This is a genomic window from Erwinia sp. S38 (genome assembly GCF_016624545.1).
GTDB lineage: Bacteria > Pseudomonadota > Gammaproteobacteria > Enterobacterales > Enterobacteriaceae > Erwinia > Erwinia coffeiphila.
Genome location: NZ_JACVTS010000028.1, coordinates 1 through 17418, shown reverse-complemented (window position 1 = coordinate 17418; position 17418 = coordinate 1). Strand labels below are relative to the sequence as shown.

Below are 17418 nucleotides of genomic sequence, written 5' to 3'. Positions count from 1 at the left end.
TCATGCCAAATGTTAATGACATAAACATGCTGAAAGCTTTACCAACCTGACATTAAAACAATTAAAATTAGGTTATGTTTTAGTGAGTTATCTATACGTTGGATGGAACATTTGTGATGAGAATTGACCGCATTTTTAAAAAACTTCAGTCGATGCAGGAACCTGGTGGAGTGACAGCCCAGGATCTTGCTGATTTACTCGGTTATTCAAGAGCAAATGTCAGCCATGAGCTGAATAAACTGACGTTGTCCGGTAAGGTTAAGAAAGTACATGGTAAACCCGTGCGCTTCTACCCTGTTGAACAGCCTCATGATGAACGTAAACCCGCCCCAGCCCCCCTGAAAGCAGTCACGAACGACACGCAGAAAAAGTCCGTGCTGGGTAAATTTAGTGAAGATAATCCCAGTCTGTACGCCGCGATTGAACAGGCCAAAGCGGCTGTTTTGTATCCCCCGAATGGTATGAACATTCTCATTCTGGGTGAAACCGGGGTCGGGAAATCTATGTTTGCGGAATTACTATACGATTTTGCAAAAGATAATCAGCTGGTTAAGAATAATTCTAATCTTATTGTATTCAACTGCGCTGATTACGCCAACAACCCTCAGCTACTGGTTTCCCAGCTGTTTGGCAGTAAAAAAGGGGCCTATACCGGTCTGGATGAGAATCGGGTGGGGCTAATTGAAAAGGCGCATGGCGGGATCCTTTTTCTTGATGAAGTCCATCGCCTGCCTCCGGAAGGACAGGAGATGTTCTTTACCTTTATTGATAAAGGCACCTTTCGTCGCATGGGGGAAACGGATACCTTGCGCCAGGCCGATGTGCGTATTTTCGCGGCGACCACGGAAAAACCAGAATCCCATCTCCTGCGCACCTTTACCCGTCGCTTCCCGATGATCATCCGGTTGCCTTCCCTTAAGGAAAGAACCTTTCAGGAAAAAAATAATCTCGTTAATTTTTTCATAAATTCGGAAGCTCAGCACCTGAATGCCCCTGTTCATGTTTCAGCAAACAGTCTGAATGCGTTCATGAGTTATGAGTGTGAAAGCAACATTGGGCAGCTTCGCACAGACATTAAATTTGCCTGTGCTAATGCCTACGCTGAATATATATCAGGTAAAAAACCAAATATTTCAGTTGTCAGCCGTATTCTTCCTGAGCATGTGAAAGCCGCATTGCTTGAGAATGTCGAGCACCGGAAAGTCTGGAATGGGTATATGCCAGCCAAAACGGCTGTGTCGGTTTATTACCCCGATCAGGCCTATGATTATGCTGCCGAACTGGATGATAATTCCGTATATGATGCTTTGCATGAATTATTTGAAAGCTCTTCTCCGGAGAACATGCCTGAACTGGTTGATGTGGAGAACGCGATTACGACTTTCTTCCGGGAAAACTATAATCATGCAAATAAACATTCGAACTACAAAATTGAAAATCTGATCAGCGGAAATATTCTTTCACTGGCTGATGATATCATCACCCTCTGTGAAGCGGAGCTACACAAAAGTTTTCGCACTGAATTCAAGTATGCACTCGCCAAGCATATTGAAAGCACCCTTGACAGGGTGAAGGCGAATAAAAAAATATATCATCCAAATCTTAATAAAATTCGCGTCGAATTGCCTCGCTTATTTAATCTTGCACTGGATTCCTTACGGCTGATTGAACGTCAGCTTGAAGTCACTCTGCCCATTGACGAGGCAGGGTTCCTGGCCATGATCCTGATGTATGATGAAGTCAGCAACCGGAAAAATACTCATACGAAAGTGATTGTAGTCATGCACGGAGAAGCGGCTGCGTCTTCCATCGCCGAAACAGCAAATCATCTGATGGGAGTAAACATTGCCCACGGATTTAATCTGCCGCTGGATGTTAAACCCCAGCTCATTACGGATAACATTATTGACTTTATTAACAGCGAAGAGCATATCTCTGATGTGCTGCTTCTTGTGGATATGGGATCGTTAACTCACATTGGAAAAGTCATCGAAGAACACACAGGCATCCGAACAAGAACCCTTCAGCTTGTCAGTACGCTGCACGTCATCGAGGCTGTTCAAAAATCGATTTCCGGTCTGAAAGCTGATGATCTGTATAACGAAGTGTTGAATGTATTTAGCATTCTGGAGCAGCCTGCTGACGCAGTGGCAACGGCTGCGGCGGCTGAACGAAAGCTGGCCATTCTGACGATTTGTACGTCCGGTGAAGGGGCCGCGAAAGTGCTCCAGAATATTATTGAGGAATCCTTTTCATATCGGAAAAACTATCTTGATGTCATCCCGGTGGAATTTACCGACGCAAATCAATTTATGCGTGAATATGACCAGATAGCCTCAACGCATATTGTTATCGCCGCCATCTCACCATTAGAGCTTTCTTTATCGGTTCCGGTTTTTAATGTCAATATCGCATCGACCGATGCCGGAATCAGTCAGTTGCAGCAGTTAATTGATACGGAAACCACCGCACAACTGATGATCGACCCTCTGCGCAGCATGCTTAATACTATTTCTCCGGTCGAAATTATTCCGGAGATACGCCATTTTATTCAGCAATGCGCAGAAAATCTGAATATCAGTGTTACAAGTAATATGATTATCGGTATCTGCATGCACATGGCATGTCTGATCGACCGCCTGTCTTCTACGCACAATAATAACTCTCCTGAAAAAATGGAAGAACCTGACTCGCCCGTCAATCGCATACTGATGAATCATGTCATGCCACTGTGTGAGAAATATTCAGTGGTGGTAAACAATGCGGAGCTGAACGTCATCGCAAAATTTTTTAAACAATCCAACAAGTGATTACTTAAGGAAATTATTATGGTAACTACAGCGATTTTCCCAGGACGTTATGTACAGGGCGCAAACGCGCTTGATGAATGCATTGCAGAGGAGCTTTTACGCCTGGGCAAGCGGGCATTTATTGTTCAGGATCCAACGGTAAATAAACTCATCGGGCCTCGTATCGATGCCTTGCTGGCCAACAAAATTGCCACGCAATCAGAGGTTTTTTGCAGTGAATGCTGCGATGAAGAGATTGAGCGGATTTCAGGCTTAACCAAAGCGTTTGAAGCGGATGTGATTGTCGGGATTGGTGGCGGGAAAACCCTCGATACGGCTAAAGCCACCGGGGCCGCGCTGGGACTCCCGATTGTTATCGTGCCGACACTGGCCTCAACCGATGCCCCGTGCAGCTCACTGGTGGTGATCTACACCCGTGAAGGTAAATTCAAGCGCTACCTGATGATCCCGCAAAACCCTATGCTGGTCCTGGTCGATACCCAGATTATCGCCAATGCGCCTGCACGCTTCCTGGTGTCGGGTATGGGCGATGCTCTGGCAACCTGGTTCGAAGCTGAAGACTGCCGCATCAAGGGCGCGGGGAATATGACAACCCGTCCTGGCCCGATGACTGCATTTGGCCTGGCGCGCATGTGTTTTGACGTGCTGCTGAAGTACGGGGTGCTCGCCAAAGCGGCCTGTGAACAGAAGATGGTCACCCCTGCCCTCGAGCATGTTGTTGAAGCTAACACGCTGCTGTCGGGCCTCGGGTTTGAAAGTGGAGGCCTGGCCGCAGCGCATGCCATTCATAACGGACTGACCGTCTTACCGGAAACGCACGGTTACTGGCACGGAGAGAAAGTGGCGTTTGGTACGCTCGCCATGCTGATGCTGACCGATCGTGAACCAGCGCTCATTGACACCGTATACACCTTTTGTGAATCCGTCGGGCTGCCAACCACTTTGGCCCAGATTGGTCTAGGGAATGTCAGTGATGCGCAGCTGCTGGCTGTGGCAACGGCTTCCTGCCAGGAAGGAGAGACCATGCACAATGAGCCTTATACAGTGACTCCGGAACGTATTCTGGCAGCATTACGGGCCGCCGATGCGTATGGTCTGCATCGTCAGTAACACGCAATCAGGCCGGTAGAGAATCTACCGGCCGTACCAGACTGATATCAGCGTCTTCGGATCGTTTTTTTCTGGACTGAGCAGTCCTGATTGTCAGGAGAACCGGTCTCTGCAAGGTGACAGGCAGGAAGCTTTTTCTGAAGACGCTGCCATCAGTTGAGTACACACAATGATTCAGGAGGGACCGTGATTAAAAAGATTGGGATTCTGACCAGCGGTGGCGATGCCCCCGGCATGAATGCGGCCATCCGCAGCGTCACCCGTTCAGCTTTGTCAGAAGGACTGGAGGTGTTCGGTATCTATGACGGTTACCTGGGACTGCACGAAAACAAAATGGTCCCGCTGGACCGATACAGTGTTTCCGATGTGATTAATCGTGGCGGGACATTCCTGGGCTCTGCCCGTTTTCCGGAATTTCGTGATGAGTCTGTCCGCCAGGTCGCCATCCAGAATCTCGAAGCGCGTGGTATTAATGCCCTGGTGGTTATTGGCGGTGACGGTTCGTACATGGGAGCCCATTGCCTGACGCAAATGGGTTTTCCCTGCATTGGCCTGCCCGGTACCATCGATAATGATGTTGCGGGTACCGATTACACGATCGGTTATATGACGGCACTGAGCACAGCCGTGGAAGCGATAGACCGCATACGTGATACCTCAAGCTCTCATCAGCGTATTTATGTCATTGAAATTATGGGCAGATACTGCGGTGACCTGACCCTTTCTGCTGCCATTGCTGGCGGCTGCGAATTTGTTGCCGTTCCCGAAATTGAATTTAAACCGGACGATTTGCTGACACAAATCCAGCTGGGGATTTCAAAAGGGAAGAAACATGCGCTGGTTGTCGTCACGGAGCATATGTGTGATGTGAATGCGCTAGCGACGTACATTCAGGATAAAACCGGCCGGGAAACAAAAGCCACCGTTCTGGGTCATGTCCAGCGAGGCGGGGCACCGGTTCCCTACGATCGCATTCTCGCCTCACGAATGGGGGCCTATGCCGTTGACCTGTTATTACAGGGCTACGGCGGACGGTGCATTGGTATCTGCAACGAGCAGCTCGTTCATCACGATATCACCGAAGCGGTGACCACCCTTAAACGCCCCTTTAAAGGCGACTGGCTGGCGTGCGCACAACGATTATTTTGAATAATTATGATCCCTTAAATGACAGAGGTTGGTTATGAAAGACAGAAAAACGCTGGCAAATGCAATCAGATTTCTGAGCATGGATGCCGTACAGAAAGCCAAATCCGGTCACCCGGGCGCCCCGATGGGGATGGCTGACATTGCCGAAGTTCTGTGGCGTGATTTCCTGAATCATAACCCGCAGAACCCGTCCTGGGCTGACCGTGACCGTTTTGTCCTGTCTAACGGGCACGGATCCATGCTGATTTACAGCCTGCTGCATCTCACCGGTTATGATCTGCCGATCGGCGAACTTAAAAACTTCCGCCAGCTGCACTCGAAGACCCCGGGACATCCGGAAGTGGGGTATACCGCAGGCGTGGAAACCACGACAGGTCCGTTGGGCCAGGGGATTGCCAATGCGGTAGGCATGGCCATTGCGGAAAAAACGCTGGCGGCGCAGTTCAATCGCCCGGGTCATGACATCGTTGATCACCATACCTATGCGTTCATGGGGGATGGCTGCATGATGGAAGGGATCTCCCATGAAGCATGCTCCCTGGCCGGTACCCTGAAACTCGGCAAGCTGATCGCGTTCTATGATGACAACGGTATATCCATTGATGGCCATGTAGAGGGCTGGTTCACGGATGACACGGCGAAGCGGTTTGAAGCCTATGGCTGGCACGTCGTTCGTGGCGTGGACGGTCATGATGCAGATTCCATTCATGCAGCCATCAATGTGGCCAAATCAATCACGACCATGCCAACGCTTATCCTTTGTAAAACCGTGATTGGCTTCGGTTCGCCAAATAAAGCCGGTACCCATGATGTTCACGGAGCCCCTCTTGGGGACAGCGAAATCGCTGCTGCGCGTGAACATCTTGGCTGGCCACACGCACCGTTCGAAATCCCGTCAGACATTTACGCACAGTGGGATGCGAAAGAAGCCGGACTGGCAAAAGAAGCGGCCTGGAACGATCGCTTCACTGCCTACGCAAAGGCGTTCCCGCAAGAGGCAGCAGAGTTCTCACGCCGCATTAAAGGTGACCTGCCGGCCGATTTCAGCGCGAAAGCGACGGATTTTATCGCCAGTCTGCAGGCAAACCCGGCGAAGATCGCCAGCCGTAAAGCGTCACAAAACGCCATTGAAGCATTTGGCCCGCTCCTGCCGGAGTTTCTCGGCGGCTCTGCGGATCTGGCCCCCAGCAACCTAACGTTGTGGAGCGGTTCTAAACCCATCAACGAAGATACTGGCGGGAACTACATCCACTATGGCGTGCGGGAATTCGGCATGACCGCGATGGCTAACGGCATTGCGCTGCACGACGGCTTCCTGCCCTATACGTCCACCTTCCTGATGTTTGTGGAATATGCCCGTAATGCGGTACGTATGGCGGCTCTGATGAAGCAACGTCAGGTTTTGGTGTATACCCACGACTCAATCGGTCTGGGTGAAGACGGTCCGACGCACCAGCCGGTCGAACAGGTAGCTTCTCTGCGCCTGACACCGAACATGAGCACCTGGCGACCGTGTGACCAGGTGGAGTCCGCGGTGGCATGGAAATACGGTGTTGAGCGTCAGGACGGCCCGACCGCGCTGATCCTTTCCCGTCAGAACCTGGCACAGCAGGAGCGTACACCAGAACAGCTGGCGAATATTGCACGTGGCGGGTATGTCCTCAAAGACAGTAACCGTGATCCGGACGTTATCCTCATTGCGACAGGCTCGGAAGTCGAACTGGCCGTCACTGCCTGGGAAAAACTGACAGCGGAAGGCGTGCGGGCCCGCGTGGTTTCCCTGCCATCGACGGATACGTTTGATAAACAGGATGCCGCGTATCGCGAATCCGTGCTGCCAAAAGGAGTGACTGCTCGCGTCGCTGTTGAAGCCGGAATTGCAGACTACTGGTATAAATATGTTGGCCTGAACGGCGTTGTGGTTGGTATGACCACTTTCGGCGAGTCGGCGCCGGCCGAACAGCTGTTTGGGATCTTTGGTATCACGGCGGACCGCGTGTTTAATGCGGCGGTATCGCTCCTGTAACCTTTTAACTGCCTCCCTCGGGGGGCAATTGATGAAACAGTGATGAACCTGACAAAAGATTTGCGGGATATTAACCATTTTTATTACTGCCTGATTGTAGCATTGCGGCTACGCAAAAATTGTATCCCTATTGAAACGGAATCGCAGAGAAAAAGATTTATCATCAACTGGCTGTATACGGCGCAAAAGCAGAAAGCTTTTTCCAGAATCACGCATGCGGAGATACTCTGGCTTGTAGAGGAATTTATGAGAATTAACAAAAGTTCGGGAAAACCGGTTTTTATGCTCAACCTGTCCCCCGTACTTACAGACAGTTCCCGCTGGCAGTCATACTCATCATTAAAGAGAAGATGACCAGCGCCTCACCGAGGGTACGGTGTATATGGAAAGGGCGATCGATGCCCTGAAGCGTAAGGGACTAAAGATCAACGAACAACTGCTGTCGCATTTGTCGCCGTTAGGCTGGTAGCACATCAATCTGACAGGCGATTATATCTGGAAAAGCAACCGGATACCGGCTTCCGGTAAATTCCGTCGGCTGAGGCCCGCTAAAGTAGAAAGGTCAAAAAACAACCTTAACGTACAATAATTTTCGATATCCAAACTAACCCCTAATAAAACGCTCATCACACAGGAATTTGCAGTCCCTCCATTTACAAAACAAATTCAGCCATTTCCTGGCCTGTCCAGCAAAATGGAGCCACGTCCGGATCATGGTGAGGTCAGCTACCGAGGAACAGGGCGCCTGACTGGCCGAAAAGCGCTGATTACAGGTGGAGATTCGGGGATTGGTCGTGCGGTAGCCATTGCTTATGCCCGTGAAGGTGCTGATGTAGCTATTAACTATCTGCCAGATGAAGAGCAGGATGCAGCAGAGGTTGTGAAACTAATCGAAGCAGAAGGTCGAAAAGCTGTCGCTATTCCTGGCGATATTCAGTCCGAAGATTTTTGCAATAAACTGGTCAAAGAAGCTGTCAGCCAACTAAACGGCCTTGATATTCTGGTAAATAATGCCGGACGTCAGCAATTTAACGAATCAATTCTTACGCTCTCCTCAGAAGATTTTGACGCGACCTTCAAGACCAACGTCTATGCCATGTTCTGGATAACTAAAGCAGCACTCGAATACCTGCCCGCAGGTTCTTCAATCATCAACACTACCTCAGTACAGGCTTATGAACCGAGCGCTATTTTACTGGACTACGCTCAGACAAAAGCCGCGATAGCAGCATTTACTAAAGCTCTCGCCAAGCAACTGGGTGAGCAGCAGATCCGCGTTAATGCTGTAGCACCGGGCCCATACTGGACTCCACTTCAGATATGCGGGGGGCAGCCTCAGGATAAAGTTGAGCAGTTTGGTGCAACGGCACCGCTGGGCCGTCCAGGCCAGCCGGTGGAAATTGCACCGCTCTATGTCACTTTCGCAGAAACCAGTAACAGCTTCACTTCTGGTCAGATTTGGTGCTCCGATGGTGGCACCGGTACGGTCTGACCCTCCTCAGTTCCTGAAAACAGAGTTGTTACGAGCAACTCTGTTTTCTCAGCATTCAGTACAAATGATATAATAAACGAGTTGTACGTCGCCGGTAAGAGAGTTCAGACTTGCAGAGTCACCCCATAAGGCTTTTGTTGAGGCTGTTGAACGGACTGATAATGCTCTGTACAGACTTGTGGTCTGCTCTTAAACCCGGTTCTTCTCCAATGCCTGACTGATTCCCTGGCCGTATTTTTTACGACAAATCCGAGCAAATAATTTTACATAACGAGAGTCTCGTTCCGAGACCATCGTGTCTGAAACAGCTTTATGCACCGGATGTCAGTTTGGTTACAGCAGAATGGGTTTACAGTACTCCGGTGGATTCTCTCCCACAATACGAGTTACTAATGAATTCTAAAGGCACTGTCGGTAAGAACGAGCTGAGCCTTATATTACTGTAAAAACGAGCTCTAAGTGGCGTGATGAGACCGGAAGCGAGGGAATATGACTGACTTTTTATACAGTGTGGCAGTGGCATGAACCGCATAACAGATTGCATACGATGTAAAATATCTGGTAGGTCCTTTTGGAATGACGTAATAGTCCCCTGAAATATTGACACCTGCACTGAAAAAGCCATTTGTCATTGCCGGACGAATGATCTGACTGTAATGGTGAACTGATCCGAAGATCGTAAATTCCCGCATCTCCGTGGATACCACAAGTTGAGAATATTTATCCTGATAATACTATCAGATATAAGCGATATTAGAAACCAATTCGTTACTGCTTTTAGAGGGTTATGTGGATGGAAGGTTTACTACTCATTTCGGGTTATTTGATTAAAAAAATATCCTTTTTTTCTTAAAATACCGACAATCCATAGTTGTTGATTAAATTCTTACTTTCTGGAATATTTATACATCAAGATAACTGACTTTTTCAGAATTCTAATTTAGCGATCAGAACTGAAAGGCTTTGGGTGAAAATTTCATCCCAAAGCCCGCCTCAGTAAAAGTCAGATAAATAAATTAAAATAGAAAATCAATTAAGGTGATCATTTAAATTAAGACCTGTTGGATATCATGCCTCGTAACTTCTTATCTTCTTCTTTTGGGGAACCTGGTGAGTTTTAAATCTCTTCTATATGAAAAGAGACTGTAGAAAGAAATGAAAACAAGAATTATTGCTGAAATCAACAAAATAAAGTCGTTCATTACCAGACCTGCTGTGCATCAGTTTATCGAGCATCAACTATGAAATGTTGAATGCATTTATTGGTTTTTTTATTTATAAAAACAGGGGGGCTTGTATGCATTAAGATAGATATTTTTAGGGTTGGTTGCACCTGTTCATGGTAGTGATTTAATCATCTTATTTAAGTTCATCAGAATAATGAATGTCTTTGCGCGTCAAAAATTGTCTTTTCCACTCAAGGAACTGTGATTTTGAAAATTTCCTGTACTTGAAGCGATTTTGAAACCATGCAGCCTAAGCGCTACAGTTGTGAGAAAACTGAAGTTGATTATGGAATAACCATGCAATCTGGTATAACTGCAGCGCACTATCCCTTACGCTCATCAGCGGCGTTGTAAAGGATCTTCCAGTTGTGATTTCTCTGTGGGCGCCATCTGCAGCAGTCCCACGAGCTTTGCTTGACGGTATTTGACTTCAATGAAAGGTCTTTGTATTCCCTGCAATCATATCTTATTTTCATGATATGAAACCTGGATGGCAGAATTAAATCATGTAAGGAACAAATATATGAATTATTTGGGTGTGTTACCTGTACCGGATTCCCCTCGGGCCAACTATTTATTTTACACCCTGAAGTACATTGCTACGATAAATCCTGGACACTTCTATTGATGATTGTTTTTTAAATGGGTTGCAAAAATAACAAACACATATTGTTATGGCTGAAGCTGGCCTTTCATAGGAGTTCAAAGAACAGGATTTTTAATATGAGCATGCATTACCAACATCTGAAATGTATGCTCATGTTAAAATTTATAACAACAAACAAATCAACACTTATTGGCTGCTTTAAGTAAAGCATTACATTGCGATCCAGCCGGCAAACTGGAACCGTCCGTTGGAGAACATAATGCATCGCTACTTATACCTGCGGTGGTATAATAGCATTGATATACTTTACCTTTCGTGGTTGCATTGAATTTAACCGAGTCTATATCAGCCTTTCTGTTGCTTATCGTTATTTTATCTGAGGTGGTTCCCAAAGCAAATGCAGCTTTTTCTTTAAGGTTTTCATCTCCTCTGATAGCATTATCAACCATTCCACACCCAGATAACATAGTGGAGACAAGTAACGCTTTTAAAATAATTTTTCTTTTCATCTAAAAATTTCCATGTTATTTATTATTCAAGCATTTCATTTATGAGCCAAAATTAACAGCAAGCTCAATTTAATGAATTTTTCAATATAATTAAATGAATTGTATTTGTCAAAGGATCCAGCTTCTCCAACCGAGGTTGCGAAAAATCAACAATGCAGCAGCCAGCAGCCAAGCCTGCCTGCAGAGACCTGAGCATTTGCCAACAGACGATGGCAGAGGGCCTGAATCCACATGGGCACCATCTTTTTTCCCGCTGTCAGTACTGCGATGATAACAGCCAGTGATGTTCAAATTGTGCGTGGACGGCAGGCTGATGGCTGATGGCCAGTACTATCGTTTCTGGCATTTCTTGTCGTAGCAGTTTGAGCAGTCTAATGGCAGTTGCGTCTTCCAGATTGCTGGTTGCCTCGTCCAGACACAACAGAGCAGGGCGCAATAACAGGGCGCGGGCCAGAGCCAGACGTTGTTGCTCGCCGCCAGATAAAACCCGGTCCCAGTCACATACATCATCCAACCGAAGGCAGAGTGATTCCAGTCCAACCCTGGTTAAAACCCGGTACAGTTGCGATTTATCTGGGGTTTGCGCCAGCGGATAGCTCAGCACACGACTCAGCGTATCCTGCGGTAAATAGTTTTTTTGTGGCAGACACATCATGCCCCCTGCAGGAATACACCACTTGCCCGATGCGGCAGGGCAAAGACCGGCCAGTGTTCGCAAAAGTGTTGTCTTGCCGCTACCGCTGGGAGCTGAGAGTAAGGCCCATTCACCAGGCATTAGTTTGGCTGTAAAGGACGAAAACAAAGTTGTGCCGCCGGGCTTGATTACCGTCAGACCTGAGATGTTCAGCTCTTTACCTGCACAGGGAATTGTCGGAAAAGTCGGTAAATCTTGCAGGCTGTGCTGGAATTCCCACAGACGTTCAACGGTGGCAGACCATCGTGCTAACTGGCGATAAGAGTCGATAAACCAGCCAAAGGCATCCAGCACATAGCCGAAAGCTGCCCGAGCCTGCATAATCGCACCCAGCGAGACCAGACGCGACAGGTACAATGGTAGTACAGCGAAAACCGGGATCATCAGACTAAACCGGAAGTAAAAAGTTGTGAAAGTCTCCAGTCGGAATTCCTGAGCCATAAGGCTCCGCCAGTTTTTCGTAATGGTCATAAAACGTTGCTGCATTCGTTTTTTCTCTGCCTTTTCCCCGCGATAGAAAGCGATCTGTTCGCCATGTTCCCGCACGCGCAGAAGCGTAGCGCGGTAGTCTGCTTCAGCATGTTGTTGTTCCACGTTAAGCCTGTGCAAACGACGACCGAAGAGATGAGTAAGTGCACTGCTCACAATGGCATATCCCAGCGCAATCCATACCAGATATCCGTGGATGGTTATGATCAGATGCTCGCTGACGTGCAGTGTATGCACGCCGGAAAGCTGCCAGAGAATAGTGATGAATGAAAACAGACGAGCAGTATTTTTTACCAGCGAAAGTAACAACCCCAGACTTTGTTCAATTAACAGATTTATGTCTTCAGCAATTCGCTGATCCGGATTGTCGGGCTCACTGGTCATACTGAGCCGATAGTGGGCACTGCCTGTCAACCACATTTTTTCAAAATGCTGCGTCATTTCATGGCGGCAACGTATGATTAGCAACTTTTTCAGCCAGTTTCCGCAGACGATAGTAAGAACAAACAGCCCTGTATAGCCCGCATAGCGCTGAGCTAAGGTAGCAACAGATGCATGCTGAAAATAATCAGCCAACGCATCATAAAAATCTTTGCTCCAGTTATTATACAAAACGCTGATGGCCACCACCGATAACGTCAGGACAACAATCATCAGTAGTAAAAGCCAGTTAAGAGCAGCTCTTCGGGTCCCCCAGAAAGGGGAAATGAGATAATAAAAACGTTTAAGTGATTGCATCAGGCATCAAACCAGCGATCTGCCAGCAGCAGATCGCATTCCATCAGGTGTAAGGAGGTAATTAAAAGGTATATTTCGCGGTCAGTAAAAAGTTGCGCGGATCACCATAGAAGTTGTTGCCCCCAAGATGGCGGTTAACCAGATTGCGGTAATAAATCTTGTCAGTCAGGTTGTTACCCACCAAGTTGAAGCTCAGGTTATCGTTGTAACGGTAGCTCACGTTGGCGTTCAACAGAGTGTAACCACCCTGAGACAATCCATAGGTACGATTGATGTAGGTTGCTGTAGCAGTCTGCGCCGTCAGACCTGCACCGATAGTCCACTTGCTCAAATCCCCGGGCAGCGTGTAGCTGCTGTAAAGTTTGAACATGTGCTTAGGAGTGCGCGGGCTGAATCCAGCCGCTTTTTGACTCTCAGTTGCCTCCAGATATTTGCTGTTAGTTAGCGTGTAGCCTGCCTGTATCTGCCAGCCTTCGGTGAGCTGACCTGCTATTTCAAGCTCGACGCCCTGACTGCGCACCTTACCCTCAGAGCTGTAGCAGCCGCTGTCGGCATCTATACATACCGAGCTGTCAGGCTCGGAAAGGGCGCGGTTGGACTGAATGATGCGGAACAACGCCAGTGAGGCGTTCAGATCGCCATTCAGAAATTCGCCTTTTACTCCTGTTTCATAATTGACGCCGGTGATGGCCGGAAGAATATTGTTGTTGTTGTCCCGCTCGCTTTGCGGCTTGTAGATATCGGCGTAGCTGAGATACCAGGTGTAGTTAGTGGAAAAATCCCATAGCAGGCCGCCGTAGGGAACGAATTTATCGTTTACGTGCAGGCTGGTATGTTCGTTAGAGGCGCTGTTTCGGTGGTTGTCATAATAGTAATCATAACTGTATGAATCGCCACGGATAATCTAGACACTTCTGAGCCGTCGATAATATTGATTTTCATATTCCGTCGGTGGCATCTGATCACTCGAACCATGCCGGCGCTTACTGTTATAAAACATTTCGATGTAATCAAAAATATCGCTGCGGGCTTCTTCCCGCGTTCCATAGATCTTTTTCTTTATCCGTTCACGCTTCAACAACTGGAAAAAGCTTTCTGCAACCGCATTATCGTGGCAGTTACCGCGACGGCTCATGCTCCCCTCCAGGCCGTGTGATTTCAGGAACGACTGCCACTCATGGCTTGTGTACTGACTGCCCTGATCAGAGTGAACCAGCACCTGTTTTTGGGGATTACGCCGCCATACAGCCATCAGCAATGCGTTCAGGACAATGTCCTTTGTCATCCGGGATTGCATCGACCAGCCGATAATTTTGCGTGAGAACAGATCAACAACCACGGCAAGATACAGCCAGCCTTCGTGGATCCTGATGTAGGTGATGTCCGTTACCCAACGCTCATCCGGAGCATTCGGATTGAACTGTCGCTGGAGCCTGTTGGGCGACACGATACAGGCCTCGCCTTTACGTGCCCGCGGGCTCCGGTATCCGACCTGAGCCTTTATCCCGGCACGTTTCATCAGTCGCCAGACTCTGTTGACTCCGCACTGTTGCCCGGTGTCCCGCAGATCCAGATGGATCTTGCGATAACCATAGACGCATCCCGACTCCAGCCAGAACTGTTTAATCTGTCCTGTCAGTCTCAGGTCTGTCTGATGGCGTTGTGAATGCGGCTGCTGAAGCCAGGCGTAAAAGCCACTGGGATGAACATCCAGCACCCGACAGAGCAGGCGAACAGGCCAACAACAGGTGTTGTCACGGATAAAAGCGTACCTCAGTCGGACAGCTTTGCGAAGTACGCCGCGGCTTTTTTTAATATGTCCCGTTCGTCGGTAACACGCTTCAGCTCTTTCTGGAGACGGCGAATCTCGGCCTGAGCATCTGACTGTTCTTTATTATTGGAAGAATCCGGGCCGTATTTCTTTATCCAGGCGTAAAGGCTGTGGGTGGTGATATCGAGACGTGTTGCAACGCTGGAAACAGAATAACCACGATCAACAACCTGTTTGACTGCTTCAATTTTAAACTCTTCGGGATAACGCTTACCGCTCATGGGCACCTCTCTTTAAGCCATCTTAAATGACTCCGAGGTGTCTGTTAAACCCGTGGCGATTCAATACTTTCGATTGCCACAAAAAAAATGTATCAATGGAAGGATATATCCTAACTGAACAGTGAAGTGGCATTATATAATAACTCTGGAACAACAGAAATAAATTATCGTTTTTCACAGTTTATAGTGGCCACTATATTCCTACTAAAATCTGAAATTTAAGAACGCTATCTCATTAACCATAACACTACTTCCCGTACTCTGACCAAAATCGCTGTGTTAGCTTATCGAGACCGATAAGCTAAACCTCAACAGGACAACCATGGTTCAGAAAATTTGCGAGAAAAAAGCTACCCAATGCATGGACATGTCAGAGATCAGAACTGAAATAGATCGTATCGACCATGAGGTGATCTCATTACTTGGTGAGCGGTATGAATTTGTTAAAGCGGCATCCCAATTCAAAAAATCACCAGATCAGGTCAAAGCTCAATCCCGCTTTGACACAATGCTGAAAGAGCGCAGAACTTGGGCTGAAGAACAGGGGTTAAGCTCAGACCTTATAGAAAAAATCTATAGAGACCTTGTTAACTGGTTTATCGCAGAAGAAATGAAGCACTGGGAAGAAACCCAACCTGATTTACCATAACATCCCGGCAGCGAACTCAAATGGTCATTCCCATTACCTTCAGAATGCTCTCTTGTGAAGCAGTTCTGAGGACTGTGTCTTTGATGTGTACCATCCCCTGTTTTTCATAGAATCTGTAAGCCCGTTCGTTCTGCTCAAGCACTTCTAGCCACAGATATTTTTTCCCACGGCTCTGAGCAAGCTCTATAAATTTTTTAAACATAATCTTCCCATAGTTCTTACCCGTCTCTGTCGGAGCCAGATACAACTTGTTAAGCAAGACACCCGAAATGTAAGTCTCGGGGGTCAGTTCAGACTCAGGGGCTTTCCCATGTAACTTTTGCAAAGCCGACAGGGTAGTTTGCTTCTGCCAGAAACCAGGATGTACCGCTTTCTTGCAAACTTTTTTCAAGCACTGGGTATGAGTACTCAGCATCCAAAAATTCGTCCATTTCGGATTCTGAGATCCACATATGACTGAAATTCGAGCGATAGATGTTGTAGCCAAGTTCATTTAGTAGTACTGAATCCGTCAGGCCAGCTTCTCGTATGCTTAATGTCATGAATTAAATCCTTTATTTTCCGAGTGATTTAAAAATACTAATCTCCGCGGGAATTTCCCGAATGTATTTAACATAATAGTTCTTAGATTTCATTGACGTACCCTGTAAGGGCTTTTCTATAGCTAGATACAGCATCTGTAGGCGGATACTTTATCAAGAGTTCCAATAGCATTTTGAATGCAGAATCTTTCTCACCTAAAGACATTAAGCAGAGTGAAAAAAAAGGGATGATTTCTATTTTCGAGGGATACTCAATAGTAAGTTCCTCGAAAATTAGCTTAGCTTTGTTGAACTCACCTAAGCATCGATAAGTACAAGCAAGGCCAAATTTAGACTCGAAATAATCGTCTGTTGATAAAGGCTCATTTAAGGCTTTCATATAATAACCCAAAGCTTCTTCTTCTAAGCCTTGGTTATCGTATGCCCATGCGATATTGAGATAAATTATCCCGCAGTCTTGTCCTTTGCTGATCAAAGACAACAGGACATTCCTACTTTTTTCAAAAAATCCTTTTTTTCTAAGTTCGATTGCATTGGTGATTTCGACAGTTTTGGTCATTGGAATATCCTCGCCTATGGACTTATAGATTTAACATAAGGCGGTCTGTTGCGAATCAGACGCCGACAACCACAGGCTGATGTTTTTTCATCGAGTCCTGCCTGCCCGGATTACATTGCTGTTTCGTTCCCGGAAGATAAAATTTACCAGTAGAATCAGGGTCTGTTCCGCCCGGACAACCAGGCCTGCCGGGGGTATTGCTTGCGCTGCCGCCATCCGAACCATTTCCGCCGTCAGCACCGTCTGTACCTTGCCTACCCATATCACCGGCGGCTCCACCTTTACCGCCAGCCCCACCATGCCCGGCACTCACAGAAAAAGTGCACAGAGCAAAAAAACAGGCCAGAAAATATTTACGCATATGTATCTCCCAATTCGAAAATTCGATCTTTGTACCTTTTAGTTCGACCCCGAAAGTGATCCTACCCACGTAATGTGGACACATCCCTAAGCGAGGGTCTGGTTTTCGAACTGTTCCGGGCTGAGGCCGCCGCAGGCACTGTGACGACGCCAGCGATTGTAATCACACTCTATATAATTAAACACCGTTGCCCGCATCATTTCACGGCTGGTAAAACGTTCTCCATGGATGCATTCCACCTTCAGCGAGTGGAAGAAGCTCTCCGCGCAGGCGTTATCAAAGCAGTTCCCTCTGGCACTCATGCTCCCGTGCAGATTGTGCCGCTTCAGTAGCGCCTGATAGTCCGCTGAGCAATATTGCCCGCCCCGATCCGTATGAACGATAACGTATTTTGGCCGCCTGCGC

General features: G+C 47.5%; 16 protein-coding genes and 1 pseudogene. 8 read left to right on the top strand and 9 right to left on the bottom strand.

All coding sequences use genetic code 11. The annotated features are described in order from the left end of the window. Positions 1–116 precede the first annotated feature (116 nt). The 7 genes and pseudogenes from IBT46_RS23680 to IBT46_RS23650 all read left to right on the top strand — a co-directional run bounded on the left by IBT46_RS23680 (position 117) and on the right by IBT46_RS23650 (position 8587). A complete protein-coding gene (locus IBT46_RS23680) occupies positions 117–2810 on the top strand; it encodes a sigma-54-dependent transcriptional regulator (RefSeq protein WP_234480269.1) in 2694 nt (897 codons plus the stop codon). Positions 2811–2828: 18 nt separating this feature from the next. Next, positions 2829–3920: a glycerol dehydrogenase gene (locus tag IBT46_RS23675; RefSeq protein ID WP_200547643.1), complete on the top strand. Its 1092-nt coding sequence runs from the start codon at positions 2829–2831 to the stop codon at positions 3918–3920. Between the two features lie 186 nt (positions 3921–4106). Then, positions 4107–5069, top strand: a complete 963-nt coding sequence (pfkA, locus tag IBT46_RS23670) for a 6-phosphofructokinase (RefSeq protein ID WP_200547642.1) — start codon at positions 4107–4109, stop codon at positions 5067–5069. A 34-nt stretch (positions 5070–5103) separates the two neighbouring features. Next, the gene (gene tkt, locus IBT46_RS23665; protein ID WP_200547641.1) at positions 5104–7095 is read left to right on the top strand and encodes a transketolase; all 1992 of its coding nucleotides are present in this window, start codon (positions 5104–5106) and stop codon (positions 7093–7095) included. A gap of 42 nt (positions 7096–7137) precedes the next feature. Then, a complete protein-coding gene (locus tag IBT46_RS23660) occupies positions 7138–7449 on the top strand; it encodes a hypothetical protein (protein ID WP_200547640.1) in 312 nt (103 codons plus the stop codon). Positions 7450–7468: 19 nt separating this feature from the next. Beyond that, positions 7469–7674, top strand: a pseudogene (locus IBT46_RS23655) (Tn3 family transposase); the annotation flags it as partial. 16 nt (positions 7675–7690) lie between these two features. Continuing rightward, positions 7691–8587, top strand: a complete 897-nt coding sequence (locus tag IBT46_RS23650) for an SDR family oxidoreductase (protein ID WP_200547694.1) — start codon at positions 7691–7693, stop codon at positions 8585–8587. A gap of 2012 nt (positions 8588–10599) precedes the next feature. Here IBT46_RS23650 and IBT46_RS23645 read toward each other — a convergent pair. From IBT46_RS23645 to IBT46_RS23630, 4 genes are all read right to left on the bottom strand, one after another. Continuing rightward, positions 10600–10929: a hypothetical protein gene (locus IBT46_RS23645; protein ID WP_146114177.1), complete on the bottom strand. Its 330-nt coding sequence runs from the start codon at positions 10927–10929 to the stop codon at positions 10600–10602. A 256-nt stretch (positions 10930–11185) separates the two neighbouring features. After that, a complete protein-coding gene (locus IBT46_RS23640; protein ID WP_200547639.1) occupies positions 11186–12850 on the bottom strand; it encodes an ABC transporter ATP-binding protein/permease in 1665 nt (554 codons plus the stop codon). A gap of 61 nt (positions 12851–12911) precedes the next feature. Next, a complete protein-coding gene (locus tag IBT46_RS23635; RefSeq protein WP_370569522.1) occupies positions 12912–13751 on the bottom strand; it encodes a TonB-dependent siderophore receptor in 840 nt (279 codons plus the stop codon). 3 nt (positions 13752–13754) lie between these two features. Continuing rightward, a protein-coding gene (locus tag IBT46_RS23630) for an IS3 family transposase (protein ID WP_200547638.1) occupies positions 13755–14902 on the bottom strand; the annotation gives its coding sequence in 2 pieces (ribosomal slippage) (positions 13755–14665 and positions 14665–14902; 1149 coding nt in all). Between the two features lie 322 nt (positions 14903–15224). On the opposite strand from IBT46_RS23630, the gene IBT46_RS23625 reads away from it, so the two are divergent. Beyond that, positions 15225–15551 carry a chorismate mutase gene (locus IBT46_RS23625; RefSeq protein WP_200547637.1) on the top strand — a complete coding sequence of 109 codons (327 nt, stop codon included), beginning with the start codon at positions 15225–15227 and terminating at the stop codon, positions 15549–15551. A 16-nt stretch (positions 15552–15567) separates the two neighbouring features. Here IBT46_RS23625 and IBT46_RS27445 read toward each other — a convergent pair whose 3' ends face one another. The 5 genes from IBT46_RS27445 to IBT46_RS23605 all read right to left on the bottom strand — a co-directional run. After that, positions 15568–15753 carry an N-acetyltransferase gene (locus IBT46_RS27445; RefSeq protein WP_234480265.1) on the bottom strand — a complete coding sequence of 62 codons (186 nt, stop codon included), beginning with the start codon at positions 15751–15753 and terminating at the stop codon, positions 15568–15570. A 94-nt stretch (positions 15754–15847) separates the two neighbouring features. Beyond that, positions 15848–16093: a hypothetical protein gene (locus IBT46_RS27440; RefSeq protein ID WP_234480264.1), complete on the bottom strand. Its 246-nt coding sequence runs from the start codon at positions 16091–16093 to the stop codon at positions 15848–15850. Between the two features lie 82 nt (positions 16094–16175). Then, the gene (locus IBT46_RS23615; RefSeq protein ID WP_200547636.1) at positions 16176–16652 is read right to left on the bottom strand and encodes a lipopolysaccharide assembly protein LapB; all 477 of its coding nucleotides are present in this window, start codon (positions 16650–16652) and stop codon (positions 16176–16178) included. Between the two features lie 55 nt (positions 16653–16707). Further along, positions 16708–17013, bottom strand: coding sequence for a hypothetical protein (locus IBT46_RS23610; RefSeq protein ID WP_200547635.1), 306 nt, complete (start codon positions 17011–17013; stop codon positions 16708–16710). A gap of 86 nt (positions 17014–17099) precedes the next feature. Continuing rightward, positions 17100–17418, bottom strand: a 319-nt coding sequence (locus tag IBT46_RS23605; protein WP_200547634.1) for an IS3 family transposase, incomplete at its 5' end; no start/stop codon positions are given.

Excerpts from the sequence above, each read along its gene's own strand:
- IBT46_RS23680 (WP_234480269.1), top strand. The coding sequence starts at position 117 with ATGAGAATTGACCGCATTTTTAAAAAACTTCAGTCGATGCAGGAACCT.
- IBT46_RS23625 (WP_200547637.1), top strand. The coding sequence starts at position 15,225 with ATGGTTCAGAAAATTTGCGAGAAAAAAGCTACCCAATGCATGGACATG.
- IBT46_RS23615 (WP_200547636.1), bottom strand. The coding sequence starts at position 16,652 with ATGACCAAAACTGTCGAAATCACCAATGCAATCGAACTTAGAAAAAAA.
- IBT46_RS23675 (WP_200547643.1), top strand. The coding sequence starts at position 2,829 with ATGGTAACTACAGCGATTTTCCCAGGACGTTATGTACAGGGCGCAAAC.
- IBT46_RS27440 (WP_234480264.1), bottom strand. The coding sequence starts at position 16,093 with ATGACATTAAGCATACGAGAAGCTGGCCTGACGGATTCAGTACTACTA.
- IBT46_RS23660 (WP_200547640.1), top strand. The coding sequence starts at position 7,138 with ATGAACCTGACAAAAGATTTGCGGGATATTAACCATTTTTATTACTGC.
- IBT46_RS27445 (WP_234480265.1), bottom strand. The coding sequence starts at position 15,753 with ATGTTTAAAAAATTTATAGAGCTTGCTCAGAGCCGTGGGAAAAAATAT.
- IBT46_RS23610 (WP_200547635.1), bottom strand. The coding sequence starts at position 17,013 with ATGCGTAAATATTTTCTGGCCTGTTTTTTTGCTCTGTGCACTTTTTCT.
- tkt (WP_200547641.1), top strand. The coding sequence starts at position 5,104 with ATGAAAGACAGAAAAACGCTGGCAAATGCAATCAGATTTCTGAGCATG.
- IBT46_RS23640 (WP_200547639.1), bottom strand. The coding sequence starts at position 12,850 with ATGCAATCACTTAAACGTTTTTATTATCTCATTTCCCCTTTCTGGGGG.
- IBT46_RS23645 (WP_146114177.1), bottom strand. The coding sequence starts at position 10,929 with ATGAAAAGAAAAATTATTTTAAAAGCGTTACTTGTCTCCACTATGTTA.